Source organism: Salmonella sp. 2018103 (assembly GCF_026247685.1).
Taxonomy (GTDB): domain Bacteria; phylum Pseudomonadota; class Gammaproteobacteria; order Enterobacterales; family Enterobacteriaceae; genus Salmonella; species Salmonella enterica.
The window spans coordinates 3,631,141-3,653,032 of the sequence record NZ_CP111029.1 but is presented as its reverse complement, the minus strand read 5'-3'; the positions used below and the strand labels follow the sequence as shown (position 1 = coordinate 3,653,032).

The window sequence follows — 21,892 nt, the reverse complement described above, 5'->3', positions numbered from 1 at the left end:
ACAATTATGGATTACGAATTTCTGCGCGACGTTACCGGAGGGGTAAAAGTACGAATGTCGATGGGCCACGAGGTGGTCGGTCACTGGTTTAATGAAGAGGTTAAAGACAATCTCTCGCTACTGGATGAAGTAGAACAAGCCGCGCGTACGGTCAAAGGCAGCGAACGCTCCTGGCAACGAGCAGGGCATGAATACACGATCTGGATGGACGGCGAAGAGATGATGATTCGCGCCAATCAGCTGGATTTTTCCGGCGATGAGATGGAAGAGGGGATGAGTTATTACGATGAAGAGAGTTTATCCCTGTGCGGCATGGAGGATTTTCTGCGGGTCGTCGCCGCGTATCGGGAATTCGTCAGTAAAGCCTGACCCTCTCTTCGTTATTGTCCCGCAACGCCAGTCGAGGACAGTTGGGGGCGTAGTGGAAACGAAATCACCACACATTCCAGCCGGGAGTATCCCGGCTTTTTTATTGCAGAATGATTTTTTGATTTTTATTAATCATTTTAAAACTGTGATCTGACGCGTTTGTGATCTTAATTTGATTGAATATAATCGTTATGATTTTATTCAATCACAACAAGCAACAGGCGGTAAGACCATGAACATCAAAAAAGCAATAGAGCGCGTACCCGGCGGCATGATGGTCGTACCGCTCGTTATTGGCGCAGTCATTAACACCTTCGCCCCGCAGGCGCTTGAGATCGGCGGTTTTACCACCGCCTTATTTAAAAACGGCGCGGCGCCGCTGATTGGCGCTTTTCTGCTATGTATGGGAGCCGGTATCAGTGTGAAAGCCGCGCCCCAGGCGCTATTGCAGGGCGGGACGATTACGCTCACTAAGTTGCTTGTCGCCATCGGGATTGGCCTGGGCGTGGAGCATCTTTTCGGCGCGGAGGGTATTTTTGGCCTGAGCGGCGTGGCGATTATCGCGGCGATGAGCAATTCGAATGGCGGACTTTATGCTGCGCTGGTAGGCGAATTCGGCAATGAGCGCGATGTCGGCGCTATCTCTATTTTGTCTCTTAATGATGGCCCTTTCTTTACGATGATTGCGCTGGGCGCGGCAGGGATGGCGAACATTCCCATTATGGCGCTGGTGGCGGTGCTGGTTCCGCTGGTTGTCGGCATGATCCTCGGCAATCTTGATCCTCATATGCGCGATTTTTTGACCAAAGGCGGCCCGCTGCTCATTCCTTTCTTTGCTTTTGCGCTGGGGGCGGGCATCAACCTGGAAATGTTACTGCAAGGCGGACTTGCCGGAATTCTGCTCGGCGTGCTGACAACGTTTGTTGGCGGTTTCTTTAATATCCGCGCAGATCGTCTGGTTGGCGGAACTGGCATTGCCGGGGCGGCGGCCTCCAGCACCGCGGGTAATGCCGTTGCGACGCCGCTGGCTATTGCGCAGGCCGACCCTTCGCTCGCCGAGGTGGCCGCTGCTGCCGCTCCGCTGATTGCCGCCTCGGTGATCACCACGGCAATCCTGACGCCAGTGTTGACCTCCTGGGTTGCGAAAAAACAGGCGCGTCAGGCTTCTTTGGAGAAAAACGCATGAAAATGATAGTCATCGCCGATGATTTTACCGGATCGAATGATACCGGTGTCCAGTTGGCGAAGAAGGGGGCGAGAACGGAAGTCATGTTGAGCGCGTCGCAAAAACCGTCCCGCCGCGCCGATGTGTTAGTCATTAACACCGAAAGCCGGGCGATGCCCGCAGATCAGGCGGCATCTGCCGTTTATGCCGCGCTTTCCCCGTGGTGTGAGACATCGCCAGCGCCACTGGTGTACAAAAAAATCGACTCTACATTTCGCGGCAATATCGGCGCCGAAGTGACGGCGGCTATGCGCGCCAGTCAGCGAAAACTGGCCGTTATCGCCGCTGCGATCCCTGCGGCCGGACGCACGACGCTTGAAGGAAAATGTCTGGTTAATGGCGTCCCGCTACTGGAAACCGAATTTGCCAGCGATCCGAAAACGCCCATTGTCTCTTCCCGTATTGCCGAGATAGTGGCGTTGCAAAGTGAGATCCCTGTGTATGAAGTCTTTTTGCAGGATGTTCGACGCGGTGGGTTAAGCGCCTTACTTACGGCTTATGCGGCTGAGGGCGAAGGGATTATCGTCGTGGATGCGGTGGAAGAGCGGGACCTGACGTTGATTGCGCAAGCAGCGTGTGAACAACCGTCGATGCCGCTGCTCGTCGGCGCCGCTGGTCTGGCGAATGCGTTGCCGGTTGAACTTTTTATGCAAGACCGGCAGCGGCTGCCGGTACTGGTGGTGGCCGGTTCGATGAGCGAAGCCACGCGACGTCAGGTGGATAATGCGCTGTGCCGGGGACGTGCGGAGGTCGTGGATATCGATGCCGCGCGCATGGTGTCGGATAGCGCGGAGCAGGAAATCGCGTCTGTCGTAGAGCAGGCCTGCGCGCTGTTAAGTCAGCATCGACATACGATTTTACGCACCAGCCGTCGCGCAGAAGATCGACAGTTAATCGACGCGTTGTGCGAAAAATCCGCGATGAGCCGTCAGCAATTGGGCGAGCGACTGAGCCAGCGGCTTGGCGTCGTCACGTTAAACATTATCGAGCAGGCGCGGATTGGCGGGTTGTTTCTGACCGGCGGCGATATCGCTACCGCCGTCGCCGGCGCGCTTGGCGCTGAAGGTTATCGCATTCAGAGCGAGGTGGCGCCCTGTATTCCCTGTGGAACGTTTGTAAACAGCGAAATTGACGATCTGCCGGTCATTACCAAAGCGGGCGGATTCGGTTCAGACAGTACGTTGTGTGACGCGCTTTATTATATTGAGGAGATGTATTGTGGAGACTAAAACCGTTGCCATTACCATGGGCGATCCAGCGGGCATTGGGCCGGAAATTATTGTTAAAGCGCTAAGCGAAGACGGTCTCAACGGCGCGCCGCTGGTGGTTATTGGATGCCTCGCAACGTTGAAACGTTTACAGGCGAAGGGCATTACGCCGAACGTCGAGTTACGGGCCATTGAACGGGTTGCCGAAGCGCGTTTTGCGCCCGGCATCATTCATGTGATTGATGAGCCGCTGGCGCAGCCGGAGGCGCTGGAGGCCGGGAAAGTTCAGGCGCAGGCGGGGGATTTAGCGTATCGCTGCGTGAAGCGCGCCACCGAGTTAGCGTTACGGGGCGACGTACAGGCTATCGCTACCGCGCCGCTGAATAAAGAGGCGCTGCACCTGGCAGGGCACAACTATCCGGGCCATACCGAGCTGCTTGCGACCCTGACCCATAGCCGTGATTACGCGATGGTACTTTACACCGATAAACTAAAAGTGATTCACGTTTCAACGCATATCGCGCTGCGTAAATTCCTTGATACGTTAAGTACCGCGCGTGTCGAAACGGTGATTGGTATTGCTGATACTTTCCTCAAGCGTGTGGGTTACGTTAAACCGCGTATCGCCGTGGCAGGCGTGAATCCTCATGCGGGCGAGAATGGCCTGTTTGGCGATGAAGAGACGCGTATCCTGACGCCAGCCATTACCGATACCCGCGCAAAAGGCATGGACGTTTATGGGCCGTGCCCGCCGGATACTGTATTTCTCCAGGCTTATGAGGGGCAGTATGATATGGTGGTGGCGATGTATCATGACCAGGGGCATATCCCGTTGAAATTGCTTGGCTTTTATGATGGCGTGAATATCACCGCGGGGCTGCCGTTTATTCGGACCTCTGCCGATCATGGCACCGCATTTGATATCGCCTGGACGGGAAAAGCAAAATCTGAGAGCATGGCCGTATCGATCAAACTGGCAATGCAACTGGCATAATTCCCTGTTATGAAAGGACAACACCGTCTGGATCTCATTGTGGCGTATCTGAAAAACCATACGCTGGTTACGGTAGAACAGCTGGTTGAGGCGGTTGACGCATCACCAGCCACTATCCGTCGCGATTTGATCAAGCTGGATGAGCAGGGCGTGATCAGCCGTAGTCATGGCGGCGTGGCGCTGCGGCGTTTTGAACCCGCCCAGCCCACCACCAATGAAAAACAACTGCGATCGCCTGCTGAAAAACGGGCGATCGCACGCGTTGCCGCATCGCTGGTGAATGCTGGCGATGCCGTCGTGCTGGATGCCGGTACGACAATGATGGAGCTGGCGAAATGCTTAACCCATCTTCCTCTGCGGGTCATCACCGTCGATCTGCATATTGCGCTGTTTTTAGCTGAGTTCCGGCAAATTGAAGTGACGATTGTCGGCGGTCGTATCGATGACAGCAGTCAGTCCTGTATCGGTGAGCATGGGCGTAAGCTGTTGCGCAGCGTTTATCCGAACATCGCGTTTATGAGCTGTAATTCATGGGGGGTAAAAACGGGCGTGACGACCCCAACGGAAGATAAGGCCGGGCTTAAACAGGAGATTATTGCTAATGCGCAGCGCAAAGTGTTGCTGGCGGACAGCAGTAAGTATGGCGCGCATTCGCTCTTTAATGTGGTGCCGCTTGAGCGCTTTAATGATGTGATTACCGATGTCAATCTGCCGACGTCAGCGCAGGTTGAACTGAAAGGGCGCGCTTTTGCGCTAACGCTGGTGCAGCCGGAGTGACAGCGCCGTCAGGCGCTGCCAGTGGTGAATCAGACCGCAGAAATATTGCGGCCGTAGTAAATCTCGCGCATCTCTTTCCACAGCGCGGCGGTGATCTCCTGGCGTTCGGTTTCAGTGAGATCTTCCGGTTTGGTGTGAAACATGTAGTGCTTAAGATCGAACTCTTTAAGCAGCATCTTGGTATGGAAAATATTTTCCTGATACACGTTTACATCCACCATGTCATACAGCGACTTCATATCTTCCGACATAAAATTCTGAATAGAATTAATCTCATGATCGATAAAGTGCTTCATACCGTTGACGTCGCGCGTAAAGCCGCGCACGCGGTAATCGATGGTGACAATATCGGACTCTAGCTGGTGGATCAGGTAATTGAGCGCTTTTAGCGGTGAAATCACCCCGCAGGTTGACACTTCGATGTCGGCGCGAAAGGTGCATAGCCCGCCTTCCGGATGGCTTTCCGGATAGGTATGCACACAGATATGGCTCTTATCGAGGTGCGCCACCACGGTTTCCGGCAGCGGGCCGGGATGTTCGGTTTGATCGATAAGTTTCGGGTCGATCGGCTCTTCGCTCACCAGAATCGTGACGCTGGCGCCCTGGGGTTCATAATCCTGACGGGCGATGTTCAGGATGTTCGCGCCGATAATGGAGCAGGTCTCCGACAGGATCTCGGTCAGTCGGTTGGCGTTATAGAGTTCATCGATATAGGCGATATAGCCATCGCGCTCTTCTGCGGTTTTGGCGTAGCAGATATCGTAAATACAAAAACTCAGGCTTTTCGTCAGATTGTTAAAGCCATGCAGTTTCAGCTTTTTCAATTTTTATCACCTCCTTAACGTCACTGTGCGGACAGTGCGTCATGTAGATATTGCGGTAGCGCAAATGCAGCGGCATGAATAGCCGGGTTGTAATAGCGACATTTGAGGCCGGCGGCATGAAAACGCGCCTGAATAATTTCGCTCGACAGGTGACGAAGAGCGTCGTTGTTCGTCGCCCAGGCGAAGGTCATGATGCCGCCGTAATAGGTCGGAATCGCCGCCTGGTAGAAGCCGACATCGCTGAAGTAATGACTCAGTTTGCGGTGGCTGTCGAGCGCTTCATCCTGTTGCAGGAAGCACACGCCGTTCTGGGCGACAAAAATGCCGCCCGGATTCAGGCAACGCTTACAGCCTTCATAAAAGGCGGAGGTAAACAGGCTTTCGCCGGGGCCTATCGGATCGGTACAGTCGGAAATGATCACATCAAAGGTCTGATGGGTCTGATTGACGAAATTCACGCCGTCGTCGATTACCAGCGTAAAGCGCGGATCGTCGTAGCTGCCGGCATTGTGGTTGGGTAAATACTGGCGGCAAAACGAGACTACGCCAGCGTCGATCTCCACCATGGTGATGGTTTCGACGTTTTTATGCCGGGTAACTTCACGTAGCATTGCGCCGTCGCCGCCGCCGATAATCAGAACGTGTTTCGCATGACCGTGCGCCAGCAGCGGGACGTGGGTCATCATTTCATGATAAATAAACTCGTCGCGTTCGGTGGTCTGTACCACGCCGTCCAGCGCCATCACGCGGCCAAAAGCGGCGTTTTCAAAGATGATTAAATCCTGGTGATCGGTTTTTTCATGATACAGAACGTTGTCTACGGCAAAGTACTGACCAAACTGGTCGTGTAGCGTTTCATGCCACATCGTATTTTCGGCCATTGGCTGATACCTCCATTGTTAACACCCGTAAAAAAAGGGCGCAACATCATAGCTAACAATGACCGTGGATGCACGGTCATTATTTCAGCAATAGGATCGCGGAGGATTATTTAACGTAGGCTAACAGGCTCAGAGAATCACGGGCCAGAGCTTTGCATTTTTTAGCGACCGGAATACCGATGCCGCTAAGATCGCGGTAGCTGTCTTCGCCCAACGATTTCATATCGAAGGTGTCGTAGTTACTCAGGTCCCACTGATTTTGCTGGGCAAAAAAGACCAGCGCACGGCGAATCTGACTGTTGGGTAAATTTTGGTAACCACAGTCATTTTTCAGAAAAACGAAAACCGCCGTTAAATCGGCCATATCTTCGGCTTCGGATTCAGTAAGCGCATAGCTATTTGCGCATAAGGCCATCAGGCTGCCAAACAACACGGGTCTGAAAAACGTCTTCATTGCTTCTACCACGGCATCAGGGAAAGTCAACGTTAGCATACTGAGAACGTAGCGACGACTTTTATTATCAGGATTGGTCGCGGCGTTTTCATTCTTATTGTATTGCTGTCAGGAATGGTAAAGACGTGTTGCTGGCTTGACCTTCCCGTTAGGGCAGGGTCTAAGCTTAGACACCCGCCTGTTCATTATAAGGAAATGATTATGTTACGCCGTGATTTCTTAAAATATTCAGTGGCGCTGGGGGTTGCATCAGCGCTGCCGCTGTGGAGCCGCGCCGCTTTTGCCGCCGAACGTCCCGCGTTGCCTATTCCTGACCTGTTAACGGCAGATGCGAGCAACCGTATGCAGTTGATTGTTAAAGCCGGACAGTCGACATTCGCCGGTAAGAACGCGACAACCTGGGGCTACAACGGTAATTTGCTGGGGCCAGCGGTACAGCTCCACAAAGGAAAAAGTGTGACCGTTGATATCCATAACCAACTGGCCGAAGACACGACGCTTCACTGGCATGGTCTGGAGATTCCGGGCATCGTCGACGGCGGCCCGCAGGGGATTATTCCCGCAGGCGGAACCCGCACGGTGACGTTTACACCGGAGCAACGCGCCGCGACCTGCTGGATTCATCCGCATAAACACGGCAAAACCGGGCGCCAGGTGGCGATGGGCCTTGCCGGACTGGTGCTGATTGAAGATGACGAGATTCGCAAATTGCGCCTGCCGAAACAGTGGGGCATCGATGATGTGCCGGTGATCATTCAGGACAAACGCTTCTCCGCCGATGGTCAGATTGATTATCAACTGGATATTATGACCGCCGCCGTCGGCTGGTTTGGCGATACGCTGCTGACCAATGGCGCTATCTATCCGCAGCATTCTGCGCCGAAAGGCTGGCTACGTCTGCGCTTGCTAAATGGCTGTAATGCGCGTTCGCTGAATATCGCCGCCAGCGATAATCGCCCGCTTTATGTGATCGCCAGCGACGGCGGCCTGCTGGCGGAGCCGGTGAAAGTCACCGAACTGCCGTTATTAATGGGCGAGCGTTTTGAAGTGCTGGTGGATATCAGCGACGGGAAAGCCTTTGATCTGGTGACCCTGCCGGTCAACCAGATGGGAATGGCGATCGCTCCGTTTGATAAACCGCATCCGGTGATGCGTATCCAGCCGCTGCGGATTACCGCCTCCGGTACGCTGCCGGATACGTTGACGACGATGCCTGCGTTGCCGTCGCTGGAAGGGCTAACGGTGCGCAACCTGAAACTGTCGATGGACCCGCGTCTTGATATGATGGGGATGCAAATGCTGATGAAGAAATATGGCGCTCAGGCGATGAGCGGCATGGATCATGACAGCATGAACGCGCATATACAGGGCGGCAATATGGGGCATGGCGAGATGGATCATGGCAACATGGATCACAGCGGGATGAATCATGGCGCGATGGGCAATATGAATCACGGCGGAAAATTCGACTTCCATAACGCTAACTTTATCAACGGCCAGGTCTTCGATATGAACAAACCGATGTTCGCGGCGCAAAAAGGCCGACATGAACGTTGGGTGATTTCCGGCGTGGGCGACATGATGCTGCATCCTTTCCATATTCACGGCACGCAGTTCCGTATTCTGTCAGAGAACGGCAAAGCGCCAGCAGCGCACAGAACGGGCTGGAAGGATACGGTACGCGTTGAGGGCGGTATCAGCGAAGTGTTGGTCAAGTTCGATCACGACGCGCCGAAGGAACATGCCTATATGGCGCACTGTCATCTGTTAGAACATGAAGATACGGGAATGATGTTAGGATTTACGGTCTAATCGCTGTCTCCGACGCAGGCCGGGTAAGGAGAAGCCGCCACCCGGCACAATGCCCGGCATACGCCGGGCATTAATGGTTATTTCGCGTCGTCAGGCAAAGCATAGGCCACGATATAGTCGCCCATCTTCGTACCAAACGAACCGTGGCCTCCGGCAGAAACGACCACGTACTGCTTACCGTTTACCTCATAGGTCATCGGCGTTGCCTGGCCTCCGGCGGGTAAACGTCCCTGCCACAGTTTTTCCCCGTTGCTCATGTTATAAGCGCGCAGGTAGTTGTCGGCGGTCGCGGCAATGAACAGTACGTTACCGGCGGTTGAGATTGGCCCGCCGAGCATGGGCATCCCCATGTTGAACGGCACCGGAACCGGCATCGGGAACGGCATACTGTCGCGCGGCGTCCCTATACGTTTCTTCCATACGATTTCATTGGTCTTCAGATCCAACGCGGAAATATAGCCCCAGGCCGGTTGTTTACACGGCAGGCCAAACGGCGAAAGGAACGGATTCAGCGTGACGCCGAATGGTACGCCGTACTGTGGCTGAATACCTGCTTCTGTACCGGTACCTTTCGCGTCTTTCGGCGGCTCCATCGGATTACCCGGGCCGCGTGGGATCAGCTTCGAGACAAACGGCAGCGCCATCGGGTTAGCGATAGCGACCTGACGGTCTGGATCGACGGAAATACCGCCCCATTCAAACATCCCCAGGTTGCCAGGGAATACCAATGTCCCCTGCTCGGACGGTGGAGTGAAGATACCTTCATAGCGCAACTGGTGGAACATAACGCGGCACACCAGTTGGTCGAACATGGTCGCGCCCCACATATCCGCGCCGGAGAGATCTTTTTTCGGGCGGAAGGTTAAATCAGAGAACGGCTGAGTTTTGGCGACGTAATCGCCTTTTGCCGCGCCCTGTGGGACCGGTTTTTCCGGAGCGGGCACGACCAGCTCGCCATTACGTCTGTCGAGCACAAAGATATTACCGGTTTTCGCTGGCGCATAGATAACCGGAACGGTGGTACCGTTAACGGTGATATCCGCCAGCGTCGGCTGTGCCGGCAGGTCCATATCCCACAGATCGTGATGGACGGTCTGATAACTCCAGGCCAGTTTCCCGGTGGTGGCATTCAGCGCCAGGATGGAGCTGGCATAACGTTCCTGCTCCGGCGTGCGGTTACCGCCCCAGATATCCGGCGTGGTCACGCCCATCGGCAGATAGACCAGATCCAGTTTCGCATCATAGGCGGCAGGCGCCCAGGAGTTCGGCGAGTTAAAGGTAAAAGCGTGCTCATCGGCTGGAATCGCGTTCGGATCTTTCGCCCCCGGATCGAAGGCCCACAGTAGCTTACCGGTATTAACGTCAAAACCACGGATAACGCCGGACGTTTCGCGGGTAGAGAAGTTATCCGTGACCGAACCGGCAATGACGATCGTTTTATCGGTGATAATCGGCGGCGACGTCGGTTCATACAGTCCCGGCGTGGTGTCCGGCATATTGGTTTGCAGATTCAGGACGCCTTTATTGGCGAAGGTTTCACACAGCTTGCCGGTTTCGGCATTCACCGCGAAAAGGCGACCGTCATTGACCGGGAGGATAATGCGGCGCGGACAGTCGGCGATGACCTCCGGCGAGGCGGTATCCGCTTTGGCCTCATGATAAGAGACGCCGCGGCAGGTCACATGCTGGAAAGACGAATCGGTCTTCAACTGAGGATCAAAATGCCACTTCTCTTTACCGCTGGCGGCGTCCAGTGCGAACAGACGCTGGTGAGCCGTACACAGGTAGAGCGTATCGCCGACTTTAATCGGGGTCACTTCGTTGGTGATTTCGCCCGGATCGTTGGGTTGTTTCAGATCGCCGGTGCGGAAGACCCACGCTTCTTTCAGTTGGTGAACGTTATCCGCAGTGATCTGTTTCAGCGGTGAATAGCGTTGGCCTTCCTGATTACGTCCATAGGCCGGCCAGTCTTCGTCGGCGATCGACGAGCTTGTTGCGGCGGGCGTGGCGTCGGCGCGAAGCGTACCGTTGATCTCCTGCGGGTCGTTGAAGCCAGCCCAGGTCAGAATGCCGCCGCTAATCAGCAGCGCCACGACCAGCGCCGCCACAGCGCCGCTGGAAGGAACCACCAGCCGATGCCAGACAAACGGCAATATTAGCCAGATGCCGAAAAACACCAGAATATCGCTACGCGGCGTGAGCGCCCAGAAGTCGAACCCGACTTCCCACACGCCCCAAATCATTGTCGCCAGCAGCAGGGCGGCATACAGCCACAGCGCGGCACGTTTACTGCGCCATAGCAATCCGGCCACAACCAGCATCACAAGGCCCGCGATGGGGTAGTACCAGGAACCGCCAATAGCAACCAGCCAGACACCTCCGATAAGAAGATACAGCCCGCAAAGTGCTGCAAAGAGGGCCGTCAGCGTCACGAGTAATCGTGGCGATCGTGCGTTATTTTCTGCCATAAAAAGACACCATCCCAAATTGTTAATTTTTTAGTAGCAATTAAGTATAGGAATTAACATGTGTGATCGTAATCACAAAATGAGCTTTCTTATCAAATGCCGCGAATGAATACGTTTGCTGTTATACTGCGTGCCTTGCGCGTCAATGCGGCGTTATTAGTCACCGGCATTGAGTGATTTGTTTTTAAATCATATGGTTATAAATATGAAACATACTGTTGAAGTCATGATCCCCGAAGCGGAGATCAAAGCACGTATTGCCGAGCTGGGTCGTCAGATTACCGAACGTTATAAAGACAGCGGCAGTGAAATGGTGCTGGTAGGTCTGTTGCGTGGCTCATTTATGTTTATGGCGGACCTGTGCCGTGAAGTCCAGGTTCCTCATGAAGTCGATTTTATGACCGCCTCCAGTTATGGTAGCGGCATGTCCACCACCCGCGACGTGAAAATCCTCAAAGATCTGGATGAGGATATTCGCGGTAAAGACGTGCTGATTGTCGAAGACATTATTGATTCCGGTAATACGCTGTCGAAGGTCCGTGAAATCCTGGGCCTGCGCGAGCCGAAATCGCTGGCGATTTGTACGCTGCTGGATAAACCGTCTCGTCGCGAAGTGGACGTGCCGGTTGAGTTCGTTGGCTTTTCGATTCCGGACGAATTTGTAGTCGGTTACGGTATCGACTACGCCCAGCGTTATCGCCATCTACCGTATGTTGGTAAAGTGGTGCTGCTGGACGAGTAAGAGCAGAAATGCCGGATGGCGTCGCTAAAGCGACTTATCCGGCCTATAGCTAATGGCTTATTGGTGGGGAATGTATTTCAGACTTAGGGCGGAGATACCCTTATGATAGCCGTTCTCCAGCGTTTTTTTGTTGGTGGCGGTGACGTCAAGATCGCGCAGCAGGCCATCATTGATACTGTACGCCCAGCCGTGAATGGTCACATTCTGCCCGCGTTTCCACGCTGACTGCATAATGGTGGAATGCCCCAGGTTATAGACCTGCTCCATGACGTTCAATTCATAGAGCGCGTCCAGACGTTGCTCTTCGGGCATTTTTCCCAACAGCGAGCTATGTTTAAGCCAGATGTCGCGGATATGCAGCAACCAGTTATTAATCAAGCCCAGCTCAGGGTTTTCTACCGCAGCCTTGATACCGCCGCAACCGGAGTGGCCGCAAATGATAATATGCTCAACTTCCAGAACATCTACCGCATACTGAACCACGGAGAGACAGTTCAGATCGGTGTGAATAACCAGGTTAGCCACATTACGGTGAACAAACAATTCGCCCGGTTCAAGCCCGGTTAAACGCTCTGCGGGAACGCGGCTGTCGGAACATCCAATCCATAGAAAGCGCGGTTTTTGCGCTTGCGCCAGTTTCTCAAAAAATCCGGGGTCCTCTTCCACCAGCATTTTTGACCATAGTGCATTGTTGCTGATGAGTGTATCTATGTCTTTCATGGAAGTTAACGACCTGTAACCAAATAAGTGCGTTGGGCTAATATAGGGCAACTCCGTAGTTATTTAAACCATATATAAAGTGTAAGAACGTAAAGTAAGTGAGAATTTATGACCATTGCGCTGGAACTTCAACAACTTAAAAAAACCTATCCCGGCGGCGTTCAGGCGCTGCGCGGCATAGATTTGCAGGTCGAAGCGGGGGATTTTTACGCGCTTCTGGGGCCAAATGGAGCAGGGAAATCGACCACCATCGGTATTATCAGCTCATTGGTTAATAAAACGTCCGGGCGCGTTAATGTTTTTGGTTACGACCTGGAAAAAGACGTGGTTAACGCTAAGCGACAGCTTGGACTGGTGCCACAGGAGTTTAACTTTAACCCGTTTGAAACGGTGCAACAGATCGTAGTGAATCAGGCCGGTTATTACGGCGTGGAACATAAAGAGGCGGTTTTACGTAGCGAAAAGTATTTAAAACAGCTCGATCTGTGGGAAAAACGTCATGAACGCGCGCGGATGCTCTCCGGTGGGATGAAACGCCGCCTGATGATCGCCCGCGCATTGATGCATGAGCCTAAGCTATTGATTCTCGACGAGCCGACGGCGGGCGTCGATATCGAATTGCGTCGCTCGATGTGGGGATTCCTGAAAGACTTAAACGCCAAAGGCACCACGATTATTCTCACCACCCACTATCTGGAAGAGGCGGAAATGCTGTGCCGCAATATCGGTATTATTCAGCACGGCGAGCTGGTGGAAAATACCTCCATGAAAAATCTGCTTTCAAAGCTGAAATCGGAGACGTTTATTCTGGATTTAGCGCCAAAAAGCCCGCTGCCTAAGCTTGCGGGTTATCAATATCGTCTGGTGGATACCTCGACTCTGGAGGTTGAAGTGTTACGCGAGCAGGGGGTTAACAGCGTCTTTAGCCAACTGAGCGAGCAGGGGGTTCAGGTATTAAGTATGCGTAATAAAGCCAACCGTCTGGAAGAACTGTTTGTGTCGCTGGTGCATGAAAAACAAGGAGATCGCGCATGATGCAGCTTTACTGGGTTGCCCTTAAAAGCATCTGGGCGAAAGAGATCCACCGCTTTATGCGGATCTGGGTGCAAACGCTAGTGCCGCCTGTCATCACGATGACGCTCTATTTTATTATTTTCGGTAACCTGATCGGTTCGCGCATCGGCGAAATGCATGGTTTTAGCTATATGCAATTTATTGTGCCGGGCCTGATTATGATGGCGGTTATTACTAACTCCTACGCGAATGTCGCGTCGTCATTTTTTAGCGCCAAGTTTCAGCGCAATATTGAGGAACTGCTGGTCGCGCCGGTACCAACGCACGTGATTATCGCCGGATTTGTCGGCGGCGGCGTGGCGCGCGGGCTGTGCGTGGGGATTCTGGTGACGGCGATTTCGCTCTTTTTTGTGCCTTTCCAGGTGCATTCCTGGGTATTTGTCGCGCTAACGCTGATTCTGACCGCGATTCTGTTCTCGCTGGCCGGACTGCTGAACGCCGTGTTTGCGAAAACCTTTGACGATATCAGCCTGATCCCGACCTTTGTGCTGACGCCGCTGACCTACCTCGGCGGGGTATTTTACTCGCTGACGCTGCTGCCGCCGTTCTGGCAAGGGTTGTCGCACCTGAACCCGATCGTCTACATGATCAGCGGCTTCCGTTATGGTTTCCTGGGTATCCATGATGTGCCGCTGGTCACCACATTTGGCGTACTGGTGATCTTTATCGCCGCTTTCTACCTGCTGTGCTGGTCACTGATCCAGCGTGGGCGCGGGTTGCGCAGTTAAGCGTTGACAGGGGCGTTGGGTTGCGCTTCGCTTCATCCCATCTACGGGCCCGTAATATCAATGGGTTACGGGTCTGTAGGTGGGGGGAGGCTTGCTGAACCCCAACGCTTCTCTCAGCGAATCTGAATCTCCAGCGTGGCGGTAGCCTGGTATTCTCCGGTGTGGGGGACATGTCCGGTGGTATTGACCGGCGCGGCGGTGAACTCGGTGCTGCCTCTACCGTCGGCGTAATCTTCAATCGGCAATTCGGCGCTGCCGCCGGGAACGATGGTCTTATCGTATTTATCGGAAATCCGTATCCCTAAATTCTCATTGTCGGTTTTCAGGTATTCCGGGTTGTGCGGATCGGTTTCTCCATTCAATGACATTGACAGGTTGGTGCCGTCCGCCACGTTGCTACAGGTAAAGTTTACCTGAGTGGTGACGTGCGAGTTCTGCGGACTGTCGCCGAGGTGACGAATATCTTTGCCCTCAATATCCGGCAGCCTGACCTCGATAACCTGCCCGGCGTTGATGGAACAGGACTGCGGCACGGTAATGGTCCCGGACATGGTGACGTGCGCGATAGGGGGAATGGAGGGGGGAATATTATCTCCACTGCTGCCCGGCGTTTTTGATAAATAGAGATTCATGATCGTTGTTTGCGGGATCGAGATTTCTCCGACCAAAGGATGAGTAATATAAATCCTTACCGTGCCTTTATTACCCGCCGTCATTGATTTCATTTCTGCATCGCCACAGCCGCCTGCGGAGGCATCATTATTGCTGATTGAGGAAAACGGGACGGGAATATATTCGCCAAGCTTCCCGGCTATATACGCTTCGGTACCAATTTCCAGTTTGCCTGTCACGAGGACATAGTAATCCATATGTCCGTAGTATCGCGTCTCGCTGTGCGTGCCTTTCTGCGTCAGATCGCCGGTGGTCGCGGTGAAATAGTTGTACCCGCGATAATCACTGTTATCGCAGTCGCATTTAGCCGAATATTCTCCGCCTGCTGACCAGTGCTCTTCAACGATGGTTCCCGTCTGGTTCCCATCCGTATCGGTAATGGTTTGATTAAAACTAAAAGGAAAATCATGCGTGCCGCTGGTTGGTTGACACCAGCCGCTTCCGTTGCCCATCGTTCCGTCTGCCAGCGCATGGCCTGAAAATAGCGCCAACGCCAGCAGCATCCATAAATTCTTCATTGTGTTCCTCACTGGCAGACGGCGTTCGCCATCACTATGCCGTTCATATTTTTGCTGATATCCAGACGGTAATCCGCGCGGCAAGAGGCGCTTCCCCAGTTCACCAGGAGCAGGCCCTCTTCCGGCAGGCCGCTGAGGAAGACCTGGCCTTTATCGCCGACGATACTGGCCAGGTTCGCATCCTGCCCATCGACGCTTGCCGTCGCGCCAAAGGGCACGGGCTCGCCATTGCTGCGCGTCAGCGTTAACAGCGCGCGATAGCCCTTATGCGTGTCATACGCCGCGCGCACCACCGCATTACGCGTCGGGTAGACGGTCTGGTTGTTGAGCGGAATATCCACGTTGTCGGCAAACGTGCTGCTGTCGAGCGAGATATCGTAGCGATAATACGGAGTGACGTTGGGGATCACCGTATAACCCCGGAAGTCGGTGGCGACGCCGGTCTGGTTTTCAACTGAAACGCCGCTGGCGCCGGGCGCTTTAATTAAAATCGCCGCGCCGGTAATCGGCTGGCTCAGGGTAATACCGTTTTCGTGCGCCAGAATGCCGCCGCTGATGCCGTAGCTGACCTGTTGGCTATCTGGCGACTGATTGTAACCGGCGTTGAGGTTGGCATAAGTGCCTTTGTAGCTGGCGTTTACCCCGCCGGAATCACCGTCTTGTGTGCTGTGGCTCTGCTGTAACGACCAGTTCAGGTTTCTGTCACGCAGCGCGGTGCCGCTAAGGGTGGTGCTGTTCACCGTAGCATCGTGCTTACGCGTGTTCAGCATATAGCTGGCGTATAGCCTGGAATCGAACACCGTAAACGGAACATGCAGCGACAGCGTGAACAGCCGATCGTTCTGGTTATAACGATCGTCGTCGTTATCATCATCGTCATTATCCGATCGGTACTGGTAGGTGTTTTTGTTATAGCTGTAGCTTAACGTATAGCTCACCGGGCCCCAGCTATTGTTGTAGTTGGCGCTCAGAGATTCCATCTGCTGCGCGCTGTGCCAGTAATCTTCTTTTACCCAACTTAGCGTTAAGGAACCGAGCGTATCGCTAATTTGCTGGTTGACTGAAGCTTCGAAACGATTATGGCGCTTGCCGTAGTTATCATAAAAATCGTCGTCCGGGTTGATCACCTCGCTCAGCGAATTGTAGTTTTCGCTGGCGTAACGATAGCCGGCCAGCGAAAACGTGGTGCCCGTACTGACGACGCCCTTGCTGTAGCGGACGCGCCAGGATTGCCCGGCTTCTTTGCGGCCATCGTCAAATTTGGCGTGCGACCAGATGCCGTCCAGGGAAATGGCCCCCAGCATCTGCATATTTTGCCCGACGCCGAAGGCGACGGACTGGTATTTATCGCCGGCAATCTGGCTGCCGCCGTACAGCGTGATACCCCACGGCAGGCCGTACAGCAGGGTCGCCTGGCCGAAGTCGTCCAGCGTGTGGTTGTCGTAATCACGATATTTACCCACAGTCACGCTGTATTTTGCCCGTCCGGTGCGCTGCAGAATCGGCAGCGAAGAGTAGGGCACGATAAAATGCTGTTCGCTACCGTCGGCTTCTTTTACCGTCACGTCGTAGTCGCCGTTGCTGCCGGTGGGAAACATATCGTTGATTTCAAATTCGCCCGGCGAAACGGCAGTTTGATAGGCGATATAACCGTTTTGCCGCACGATAACCTGCGCGTTTGAACGGGCGATGCCGCGAATCGTCGGGGCGTAACCACGCTGGCTGTTGGGCTGCATTTGATCGTCAGAGGTGAGCTGGAGGCCGCGAAAAGGTACGCTGTCGAACACGTCGGATGGCGTATTGCTGTCTCCGGCGGTGAACTGGCTTTTCAGCGCGATAATGTCGCGCTGTAAATAGTTATAAACGCTGTTCCAGCTACCGCTCTCGCCGTTATTTGCGCTCCAGTTACTGTAGTTGCGAAAACGCCACGGCCCGAGGTTAAAACCCGGCTGGAGAGCGAGATACTTCGATTCCGCATCGTCGGAATCCTCACTGGAACCGTACTCTTTATAGCCGCTGAAACTGTAGTTCAGCATTAGCGCGGTAATTCCCTCCTGCCACTTTTCCGGCGGCACGTAGCCGCGCGCGTTGTTGGCGATGTAGAGTTGAGGGATGCTTATCGATAATGCCTGTTGCTGAAAATCAAACTGCTGGCTGGCGCCGGGGATAGCGCTGAGATTGACGCAGCTTTTTTCACTCTCCAGCGTTGGAAAAAGGTCGGTTTTGACGCCGTTATCTTTTAGTTCCTGAAGCCGTAAACAGCCCTGTAATGCCTGTTGACCGTCACTGAGCGTCGTGAGTTGAAAATCAACGTTTCGCGCGCCGATTTCTGTTTTGTTGATAATGATAGTGACGTAATAGGTGCCAGGAAGTTGGCTTTTGTCGTTATCAAATGTCGACAGATCGACGCTTGTGCTATTCGCCTGCCCATGGTGTTCAATAAATGCCGGATTGAAATAGTCGCGCGCCCATGCAACATGTGCGAACGTGCTGCCCAGCGCGATACACACAGCGCAGCGCGATAAATAAAATCCCCGGTGTTGCCTTTTGCGCATCGGCACTCTCATCCCTGTCACTCTTCTCAAGGCGTTTGTTTATGTTCGGGGCCAGTACCGCCAAAATCGTTGATGATAGACCAGGCGATCGGGCCGCTGGCGGCGGCAGGCAGCGTGTACTGCGCGTTGCCGAAAGGCGCCACATAGCGCGGGGCTTTTACTTTTTGACTGCCAACGGAAAGGGTGGCGAAGTTCATATAATAGGGCGTGGGGTTCTTCACGGTGAGCGTGCGACCCTGACGCGACCACGTTAACCGATCGGCAACCTCTTCTGGCTTTTGGGTTAACGCTTTTGGCCGGTAAATCAGCTTAAATTCCGCTTTAACGGCCAGCATGAGCGTATTGTGCTTATTGTCCGGATTGCTGCTGGGAATCGATTTAATATCCAGCCAGTACAGCGACTCGCGATCTTCCGGCAAATTGCCGCCGGTACGGATAATTCGCAGTACGTTCTTTTGCCCGCCATTAAGGCGAAAAAGCGGCGGGGTGACCATAAACGGCGCATCGCCGCTCGCCCCGGTTTCGCTGATCGATTGCGCCCAGGACTGAATTAAATAGGGAACGTTGTCGCTATTGCTTATCGATATGGATGCATCTTTGGCATCGCCGTGAAAAATAACCCGCGTTGCGCCGATGTTTATCCCTGCGGCATGCGCCAGCGAACCGCACAACAGGCAACAAAGCAACCCTGCTTTAGCCAATGAATTCATTGATGACCTCAATAAACAAATGGGCCAGCCGACGCTGGCCGCCAGGATCAGTTATATTGCAGATAGAATGTTGCGCTTGCATCGACATTTCCCGACCCAACGGGAACCGCAGTGGCGATATAGCGGGCGGTGAAAGGCATTGAGAGTGTCGTCACCCCCTCTTCTGTAGGGAGCGCGACTGCGGAAGACCATGCCTGAAGATCGTTAAAGGTCACTGGCGCACTGTCACCCGTTTTATCAAGAATTTGCACGCCAATATTCTGAGCATCAGAATCATTTTTCAGGATGGTCGCATCGGTTCCGTCGAGCGTACCTTCAAAGCGCGCCTGTACATTGCTGTAGATGTTTGCGTCGCAGTTTTCGAGATCGATGGTGAAGCCTTTATCCCCTGCCGTTTGCCCTGCGGCAGTAAAAAGAGAGGCAAATTCGTTCTGTAATGTTACCTCTATTAATACTGAATCCGTTTTTACCGTACAGGCGTTTTGCTGAATGAGGCCGGTGATATGTACGGTGCCGTCTTTAGCGGTGTCTGCCAGCGCGGCGGGGGAGAGGGTGATGGCAGCCAGTGCCACAGCGAGTGTTTTTAAGGTGAGTTTCATTATCTTTGATCCTTTAAGATATTATAAATATTGACATAGTAGCAATATTTATTGTGTGGAAAGTTATTGTTCTTTTTATTCCCGAATGAGTAAATATGATGTTCGATGATTTTTGCGGCGCGAAGAAAAATTCAGAATACATAAATATAAAATATTTATAATATATATTTTATTGATTGTTTCGGTGGATGTTTATTTAAGAATTGCCGTGATTATACTTTCAATGGGCCAGATTCTATGAAGGCTGCGAACATTTTTAAAAATAATGCAAATTTTTTTGAATAAAAAATGATCGTGGTCATAGAGTGTTGTCGGCCAAAAAAACATGCTGACATGCTGGATTGGAGCTCAATGGAGGAGAAGTTATGCTGGGATGGGTGATTACCTGCCATGACGATCGCGCACAGGATATGCTTGATCGCCTGGAGAGAAAAAATGGTCCGCTGGCGCAATGCCGGGCGGTCAATTTTTGGCGCGGCCTGAGCTCAAACATGTTGAGCCGTATGATGTGTGATGCCCTCCATGCCACCGACTCCGGTGAAGGCGTGATATTTTTAACCGACATTTCCGGCGCGGCGCCTTATCGTGTAGCGTCGCTGATGAGCCATAAACATTCTCAATGTGAAGTTATTTCAGGTGTCAGCTATTCATTGATAGAGGAAATGCTTCCTTTGCGAGAGTCGATGAGCAGTTCAGCATTTCGCGACCAGATTGTCGCGCTTGGCGCGCCGGATGTCACCAGTCTCTGGCATCAGCAGCAGAAAAACCCGCCTTTTGTATTGCTACATGATTTGTATGAGTTTTGATCAATACCATTGACGACGCTTTTGCTACAATAACGGCGTTTTTTCGCCTCGGTTATGATATATGTTTATGCGCGTTGTTCTTATCTTGCTGTTCTTTTTCTCCGGTAATGTGTTGGCTGCCTTGCCCGCTCGTTATATGCAAACGACGAAAGACGCCGCCATCTGGTCGCAGATTGGCGATAAAATGGTGACCGTAGGGAATATCCGCGCCGGACAAATTCTTTCCGTAACGCCTGTTGCGGCTGATTATTATGCCTTTAAATTCGGCTTCGGCGAGGGGTTTATCGATAAAGACCATCTGGAACCTGTGCAGGGAAAACAAAAAGTGGAAGATGGCCTGGGCGATCTTAACAAGCCGCTCAGCAATCAGAATCTGGTGACCTGGAAGGACACGCCGGTGTATAACGCGCCGGACATCAGTAGCGCCCCGTTTGGCGTATTGGTGGACAACTTGCGTTACCCCATTATTAGTAAGCTGAAAGGCAGGCTACATCAAACCTGGTATCAGATCCGTATTGGCGACAGGCTGGCGTATGTCAGCGCCATGGATGCGCAGGAAGACAACGGCATTCCGATTTTGACCTATCATCACATCTTACGTGATGAAGAGAATACCCGTTTTCGCCATACGTCCACCACGACTTCGGTTCGGGCATTCAGCAACCAAATGACCTGGCTTCGCGATCGCGGTTATGCCACGTTGACGATGTACCAACTGGAGGATTACATCCATAACCGCGCGAATTTCCCGGCGCGCGCGGTGGCTATCACCTTTGATGATGGCCTTAAATCGGTGAGTCGCTATGCGTATCCGGTATTAAAGCAGTACGGTATGAAAGCGACGGCATTTATTATTTCATCGCGTATTAAGCGCCATCCGCAAAAATGGAATCCCAGGTCGCTGCAATTTATGAGCGTGTCCGAATTGCGCAAGATAAGCGATGTTTTTGATTTTCAGTCGCATACTCACTTTTTACATCGGGTAGACGGGCATCGTCGTCCGATTTTATATAGCCGCAGCTACCATAATATTCTGTTTGATTTTGAACGTTCGCGGCGGGCGCTCGCACAGTTTACTCCGCACGTATTTTATCTTTCTTATCCCTTTGGCGGCTATAACGCGACCGCGATCAAAGCAGCAAAAGACGCCGGTTTCCATCTGGCGGTCACCACGGTGAGAGGGAAGGTGAAGCCGGGAGATAATCCGATGCTGCTCAAAAGGCTGTATATTTTACGCACGGATTCGCTGGAAACCATGTCGCGGCTGATCAGCAACCAGCCGCAGGGGTAAGGACTATCAGGCAACCTGGACCGGAATGGCTTTCGCGGTACGCTTCATTTCGTTGTCGCCTTCAAAGTAGGCCACTTTCGGCCGCCATGTCCGGGCTTCTTCATCAGACATGGTGACGAAGCTGGCGATAATCACAATGTCGCCAACCTCAGCGCAGTGCGCCGCCGCGCCGTTCACCGAGATGATTCTGGAGCCGCGTTCAGCCGCAATCGCATAGGTTGAGAAACGTTTCCCATTGGTCACGTTCCAGATATCAATCGCTTCGTTTTCCAGAATACCGGAGGCATCGAGAAAATCCTGGTCAATGGCACAGGAACCTTCGTAGTGCAGGTCCGCCTGCGTGACTTTTACGCGGTGGAGCTTGCCTTGCAGCATGGTGCGAATCATAACATCTATACCCTGTCGTTTATCTTGACTAAGCAGGCGCTTGTGGCCTGCTTTGGAAATTCTCAGGCAGTATTGCCC

At 53.1% G+C, this 21,892-nt stretch carries 21 protein-coding genes; 11 read left to right on the top strand and 10 right to left on the bottom strand.

Features of this window, described 5'->3' with window-relative positions:
- Nucleotides 1–6: 6 nt before the first annotated feature.
- The 5 genes from yacL (at nt 7) to OLG56_RS17715 (ending at nt 4,573) form a co-directional block, all read left to right on the top strand.
- Complete coding sequence (gene yacL, locus OLG56_RS17735) at nt 7–369, top strand: protein YacL (protein WP_207011585.1); 363 nt, start codon at nt 7–9, stop codon at nt 367–369.
- A 232-nt stretch (nt 370–601) separates the two neighbouring features.
- On the top strand, nt 602–1,555 hold the full coding sequence (locus OLG56_RS17730) for a 2-keto-3-deoxygluconate permease 1 (protein ID WP_001022089.1): 954 nt from the start codon (nt 602–604) through the stop codon (nt 1,553–1,555).
- Nucleotides 1,552–2,823: a D-threonate kinase gene (gene dtnK, locus OLG56_RS17725; protein ID WP_000782192.1), complete on the top strand. Its 1,272-nt coding sequence runs from the start codon at nt 1,552–1,554 to the stop codon at nt 2,821–2,823. The genes OLG56_RS17730 and dtnK overlap by 4 nt, the downstream gene beginning before the upstream one ends.
- Nucleotides 2,813–3,796: a D-threonate 4-phosphate dehydrogenase gene (locus tag OLG56_RS17720; protein ID WP_000448748.1), complete on the top strand. Its 984-nt coding sequence runs from the start codon at nt 2,813–2,815 to the stop codon at nt 3,794–3,796. Before dtnK ends, OLG56_RS17720 begins: the two co-directional genes overlap by 11 nt.
- Nucleotides 3,797–3,805: 9 nt before the next feature.
- Complete coding sequence (locus OLG56_RS17715) at nt 3,806–4,573, top strand: DeoR/GlpR family DNA-binding transcription regulator (RefSeq protein WP_061377099.1); 768 nt, start codon at nt 3,806–3,808, stop codon at nt 4,571–4,573.
- A gap of 29 nt (nt 4,574–4,602) precedes the next feature.
- On the opposite strand, the gene speD is transcribed toward OLG56_RS17715, so the two are convergent.
- From speD to OLG56_RS17700, 3 genes are all read right to left on the bottom strand, one after another.
- Complete coding sequence (gene speD / locus OLG56_RS17710) at nt 4,603–5,397, bottom strand: adenosylmethionine decarboxylase (protein WP_000734276.1); 795 nt, start codon at nt 5,395–5,397, stop codon at nt 4,603–4,605.
- A 20-nt stretch (nt 5,398–5,417) separates the two neighbouring features.
- The gene (gene speE / locus OLG56_RS17705) at nt 5,418–6,278 is read right to left on the bottom strand and encodes a polyamine aminopropyltransferase (protein WP_000829974.1); all 861 of its coding nucleotides are present in this window, start codon (nt 6,276–6,278) and stop codon (nt 5,418–5,420) included.
- 106 nt (nt 6,279–6,384) lie between these two features.
- Nucleotides 6,385–6,732 carry a YacC family pilotin-like protein gene (locus OLG56_RS17700; protein WP_000846613.1) on the bottom strand — a complete coding sequence of 116 codons (348 nt, stop codon included), beginning with the start codon at nt 6,730–6,732 and terminating at the stop codon, nt 6,385–6,387.
- Nucleotides 6,733–6,933: 201 nt separating this feature from the next.
- Here OLG56_RS17700 and cueO point away from each other — a divergent pair, with 201 nt between their 5' ends.
- Nucleotides 6,934–8,544, top strand: a complete 1,611-nt coding sequence (gene cueO, locus OLG56_RS17695) for a multicopper oxidase CueO (protein WP_023230328.1) — start codon at nt 6,934–6,936, stop codon at nt 8,542–8,544.
- 77 nt (nt 8,545–8,621) lie between these two features.
- Here cueO and OLG56_RS17690 read toward each other — a convergent pair whose 3' ends face one another.
- Complete coding sequence (locus OLG56_RS17690) at nt 8,622–11,012, bottom strand: glucose/quinate/shikimate family membrane-bound PQQ-dependent dehydrogenase (RefSeq protein WP_000829733.1); 2,391 nt, start codon at nt 11,010–11,012, stop codon at nt 8,622–8,624.
- 205 nt (nt 11,013–11,217) lie between these two features.
- On the opposite strand from OLG56_RS17690, the gene hpt reads away from it, so the two are divergent.
- Nucleotides 11,218–11,754: a hypoxanthine phosphoribosyltransferase gene (gene hpt, locus OLG56_RS17685; RefSeq protein ID WP_000683342.1), complete on the top strand. Its 537-nt coding sequence runs from the start codon at nt 11,218–11,220 to the stop codon at nt 11,752–11,754.
- A 57-nt stretch (nt 11,755–11,811) separates the two neighbouring features.
- On the opposite strand, the gene can is transcribed toward hpt, so the two are convergent.
- On the bottom strand, nt 11,812–12,474 hold the full coding sequence (can, locus tag OLG56_RS17680; protein WP_000651590.1) for a carbonate dehydratase: 663 nt from the start codon (nt 12,472–12,474) through the stop codon (nt 11,812–11,814).
- A gap of 108 nt (nt 12,475–12,582) precedes the next feature.
- Between can and OLG56_RS17675 the strand changes: the two genes are divergently transcribed.
- Nucleotides 12,583–13,509, top strand: a complete 927-nt coding sequence (locus OLG56_RS17675) for an ABC transporter ATP-binding protein (RefSeq protein ID WP_000150617.1) — start codon at nt 12,583–12,585, stop codon at nt 13,507–13,509.
- Nucleotides 13,506–14,276, top strand: a complete 771-nt coding sequence (locus OLG56_RS17670; protein WP_000983418.1) for an ABC transporter permease — start codon at nt 13,506–13,508, stop codon at nt 14,274–14,276. The genes OLG56_RS17675 and OLG56_RS17670 overlap by 4 nt, the downstream gene beginning before the upstream one ends.
- 113 nt (nt 14,277–14,389) lie before the next feature.
- Here OLG56_RS17670 and OLG56_RS17665 read toward each other — a convergent pair whose 3' ends face one another.
- The 4 genes from OLG56_RS17665 to OLG56_RS17650 are packed head-to-tail and all read right to left on the bottom strand — an operon-like array spanning nt 14,390 to nt 19,330.
- Nucleotides 14,390–15,466 (bottom strand): fimbrial protein, encoded by a 1,077-nt coding sequence (locus OLG56_RS17665; protein ID WP_000794029.1) that lies wholly within the window; start codon nt 15,464–15,466, stop codon nt 14,390–14,392.
- An 8-nt stretch (nt 15,467–15,474) separates the two neighbouring features.
- Nucleotides 15,475–18,021, bottom strand: coding sequence for a fimbrial outer membrane usher protein (locus OLG56_RS17660; RefSeq protein ID WP_023220742.1), 2,547 nt, complete (start codon nt 18,019–18,021; stop codon nt 15,475–15,477).
- A 26-nt stretch (nt 18,022–18,047) separates the two neighbouring features.
- Nucleotides 18,048–18,731 (bottom strand): fimbrial biogenesis chaperone StiB, encoded by a 684-nt coding sequence (gene stiB / locus OLG56_RS17655; RefSeq protein WP_001086399.1) that lies wholly within the window; start codon nt 18,729–18,731, stop codon nt 18,048–18,050.
- Nucleotides 18,732–18,778: 47 nt separating this feature from the next.
- The gene (locus tag OLG56_RS17650) at nt 18,779–19,330 is read right to left on the bottom strand and encodes a fimbrial protein (protein WP_000779118.1); all 552 of its coding nucleotides are present in this window, start codon (nt 19,328–19,330) and stop codon (nt 18,779–18,781) included.
- A 365-nt stretch (nt 19,331–19,695) separates the two neighbouring features.
- On the opposite strand from OLG56_RS17650, the gene OLG56_RS17645 reads away from it, so the two are divergent.
- Nucleotides 19,696–20,136 carry a PTS sugar transporter subunit IIA gene (locus tag OLG56_RS17645; protein WP_000901967.1) on the top strand — a complete coding sequence of 147 codons (441 nt, stop codon included), beginning with the start codon at nt 19,696–19,698 and terminating at the stop codon, nt 20,134–20,136.
- Between the two features lie 61 nt (nt 20,137–20,197).
- A complete protein-coding gene (locus OLG56_RS17640; RefSeq protein WP_079900446.1) occupies nt 20,198–21,427 on the top strand; it encodes a polysaccharide deacetylase family protein in 1,230 nt (409 codons plus the stop codon).
- A gap of 6 nt (nt 21,428–21,433) precedes the next feature.
- On the opposite strand, the gene panD is transcribed toward OLG56_RS17640, so the two are convergent.
- Nucleotides 21,434–21,814 carry an aspartate 1-decarboxylase gene (panD, locus tag OLG56_RS17635; RefSeq protein ID WP_000621526.1) on the bottom strand — a complete coding sequence of 127 codons (381 nt, stop codon included), beginning with the start codon at nt 21,812–21,814 and terminating at the stop codon, nt 21,434–21,436.
- Nucleotides 21,815–21,892: the final 78 nt, after the last annotated feature.